Annotated in this window: 3 protein-coding genes; all 3 read right to left on the bottom strand. The window is 67.1% G+C overall.

From position 1 onward, the window contains the following. Positions 1 to 121, bottom strand: a 121-nt coding sequence (locus BCY78_RS25060; RefSeq protein WP_233499485.1) for a GTP-binding protein, incomplete at its 3' end; no start/stop codon positions are given. A 281-nt stretch (positions 122 to 402) separates the two neighbouring features. Further along, positions 403 to 1,092, bottom strand: a complete 690-nt coding sequence (locus BCY78_RS25460) for a hypothetical protein (RefSeq protein WP_068306897.1) — start codon at positions 1,090 to 1,092, stop codon at positions 403 to 405. 125 nt (positions 1,093 to 1,217) lie between these two features. Then, a complete protein-coding gene (gene parC, locus BCY78_RS24145; protein WP_068306901.1) occupies positions 1,218 to 3,545 on the bottom strand; it encodes a DNA topoisomerase IV subunit A in 2,328 nt (775 codons plus the stop codon). Positions 3,546 to 3,613 lie beyond the last annotated feature (68 nt).

The following is a 3,613-nucleotide window of genomic DNA, read 5'->3' on the forward strand; positions in this document are numbered from 1 at the left end:
CTTTGAAATCGCCGAAGTATTTCGTGATCGCCGCGGTCAGCGTGGTCTTGCCGTGGTCAACGTGGCCGATCGTGCCGATGTTGACGTGCGGTTTGTTCCGTTCAAACTTTGCCTTCGCCATGATGGCTTCTCCTCAAGTCTTAGGTCGGCGCGGCGGGGGAGACCCCGCCCAGTTGGGTGTCGAGCGCGGCGGGGGATGCCCCGCTATTCGGCGAGCCGCGTCGCGCGGGTGATATTGGCCGAATTGGGAAAAATCAAGCGGATTGGCACGTTCCGGGCACAGTTTTGCCACGTCCTATGCCTGTCGCGCCCCATGAAAGAAGGGGTGCGGCGGCCGGTCCGGGGTCCGGCGGCGGGAATGGGGGGGAAGCCAGCGTCCGCCGGCTGCCGATTGCCGTCGGGTCAGCGGCGACCGCAGGCCGCGCCGGCGCTGCCTTCCGGACCGCTGGAGGCCGCCGAGGTGGCTGGTTCGGCCTCGGGCTCGGCCGCGGCTTCGGCGGTGGCGGGGCTGTCCCCGTCGACGGCCTGATCGGCGCGTTGGGCCGGATCGAACCATTCGGGATGCTCGGACATCCAGGTCTCGATGCGCAGGGCCGCGTTCTGGGCCAGCATCGTCATCTGCTCCTCGGCGCTCATCGTCAGGCCGGAGCCCACGACCGACGAACCGCCCGCGCTTTCGAGGATGGTGAATTGCTCGGCACCGTCGTTGACGGGTCCGCCCAGCGCATCGTCCCACAGGTTCGCGGAGACGATCAGCGCCGAGCGCGGCGAGGCGATCAGCGGCACGCCCGGCACGGCGAGGACATAGGCGTCGAGATGCAGCGCGATGTGGAACAGGCGATCGCCTTCGTAGCGGCCAAAGCGGCGGTCGATCTCATCGCGGATACGGTCGGCGAAGACCTCGACATCGGCCTCACGCGAGAGGGGCCCCTGAACGGCGTCATTGGTGGTGACGATGTTGTAGCACAGGCGGAAATCACCCAGTTCGTCGCGCGATGCCCCCAGATTCTCGCCACTGGCCGAGCAGCCTGCGAGGAAGGCAGCGGTGGCCAGCACGGCCGAAGTCCGGAGCAGAAAGCGCGGCAGGGGCATGGGGGATCCTCACTGGTTTCGCGAAAGGCTTAGCGGAACCCGGCAGATGTGGCAACGCCGGGGCCCGTCAAGGCCCCGGCGCGCAAGTCAGGTGTGGCGGATCGGTCGATCCGGCGCAGGCAGGCTCAGCCGTTAAAGCGGTTGTCCCGCGGGAAGCCACGCGGCGCCATGCGGCCCGCGGTGGCGCGCTTGGCCAGCCATTCAGTGAGGTCGGGCTCGGTCCGCGTGCGCCCGGCCGGGTCCTTCCACGACAGGCCTTCGGCCAGCGTCAGCGTGGTCAGGTCCGAGAGGCCGCCGTCCTTGAACTTCTGCAGCCGCACGCCCTTGCCGCGCGACATCTCCGGCAGCTCGTCCAGTGCGAAGACCAGCATCTTGCGGTTCTCGCCGACACAGGCGACGTGATCGCCCGAGACCGGCTTGCAGATCAGCGCCTTCGCCCCGTCGCGCAGGTTCAGCACCTGCTTGCCCGAGCGGGTCTGCGCCAGCATCTCGTCCGAGGGGATGATGAAGCCGTCGCCATCCGACGACGCCACGATCATCTTGCCGCCCGAGGCATGCACGAAGATGTCGACGATCTGCGCCTCGTTCGGCAGATCAACCATCAGGCGCACGGGCTCGCCCATGCCGCGCCCGCCGGGCAGGTTGGCGCCCAACAGGGTGTAGAAGCGACCGTTCGAGCCGAAGATGATGATCTTGTCCGTGGTCTCGGCATGGAGGGCAAAGGCCCCCTCGTCGCCGTCCTTGAACTTGAACTCGGTATCCAGCGCGACATGGCCCTTCATCGCCCGGATCCAGCCCATTTTCGAGCAGACCACGGTGATCGCCTCGCGCTCGATCATCGCCTCGGGGGCAAGCACCTCGACCTCACCGGCATCGGCGAAGGTCGAGCGGCGGGCGCCCAGACGCGTGCCCATGCCGAACTGGTCGCGGACCTTGTCCAGCTCCTGCGCGATGCGGGTCCATTGCAGCTTTTCCGACTCGAGGAGCTCGATCAGCCCCTCGCGCTCGCGCATCAGTTCGTCACGCTCGCGCCGGAGTTCCATTTCCTCAAGCCGACGCAGGCTGCGCAGGCGCATGTTGAGGATGGCTTCGGCCTGCACCTCGGTCAGCTCACCTTCCGAGGCGGGGGGCGACACGTAATCGGCCTCGGAGGTCGCGCGCTTGAACTTGTGGCCCCATTCCTCGCGCATCAGCGCGGCGCGGGGCTCCTCATCGTAACGGATGATGTCGATCACCCGGTCGAGGTTGAGGAAGGCGATGATGAAGCCTTCCAGCACTTCCAGCCGGTGGTCGATCTTGGCCAGCCGGTGTTTCGAGCGCCGTTGCAGCACCTCACGCCGGTGGTCGAGGAAGGCGCGTAAGACCTCACGCAGGCTGCAGACCTTGGGGGTCCGACCGTCGATCAGCACGTTCATGTTGAGCGAGAAGCGGATCTCCAGATCCGTCACGCGCATCAACATGCCCATCATCTGTTCCGCGTCCACGTTCTTCGAGCGCGGCTCCAGCACGATGCGCACATCGTCGGCGGATTCGTCGCGCACATCGGCGAGAAGCGGGACCTTCTTCAGCTGGATGACCTCGGCCAGCTTCTCGATCAGCTTGGATTTTGGCACCTGATACGGGATCTCGGTGACCACGACCTGCCAAGTGCCGCGGCCCAGATCCTCGACATTCCAGCGGGCGCGCAGGCGGAAGGCGCCGCGGCCGGTGCGGTAGCTCTCGAGGATCGACGCGCGGGGCTCGACGATGACGCCGCCCGTGGGGAAGTCGGGGCCGGGGATCATCTCGACCAGCTCTTCGTCGGGCAGATCCGGGTTGCGGATCAGCGCCTGACAGCCGGTGACGAGTTCATCGAGATTGTGCGGCGGGATATTCGTCGCCATGCCGACCGCGATCCCCGACGAGCCGTTGGCCAGCAGGTTCGGGAAGGCCGCGGGCAGCACGATCGGCTCACTCAGCGTGCCGTCGTAGTTGTCTCGGTAATCGACGGCATCCTCGGCCAGGCCTTCCAGCAGCGCCTCGGCGGCGGCGGTTAGGCGCGCTTCGGTGTAGCGGCTGGCGGCGGGGTTGTCGCCGTCGATATTGCCGAAGTTCCCCTGGCCGTCGACCAGCGGGTAGCGGACGTTGAAATCCTGCGCGAGGCGGGCCATCGCGTCATAGATCGCGGCATCGCCGTGGGGGTGATAGTTGCCCATCACGTCGCCCGAAATCTTCGCCGATTTGCGGTAGCCGCCGGTGGCGGTGAGGCGCAGCTCGCGCATGGCGAAGAGGATGCGGCGATGCACGGGCTTCAGCCCGTCGCGGGCATCGGGCAGCGCGCGGTGCATGATCGTCGACAGCGCGTATTGCAGGTAGCGGTCGCCCAGCGCGCGGCGCAAAGGTTCGGCCAGCGGCGCGTCAGAGGCGTCGTCGGGACGGTCGTCGGAGAAATCGTCGGTGGGTTCGTCGGTCATGCAGCGCTTTTAGCGCAAGCCCGCGCCCGGGGGGAAGCGCCGAATGCGGCCAGAGCGCACTCCCACCC

The sequence above is a fragment of the Pararhodobacter sp. CCB-MM2 genome (assembly GCF_001691415.1).
Lineage (GTDB): Bacteria > Pseudomonadota > Alphaproteobacteria > Rhodobacterales > Rhodobacteraceae > Pararhodobacter.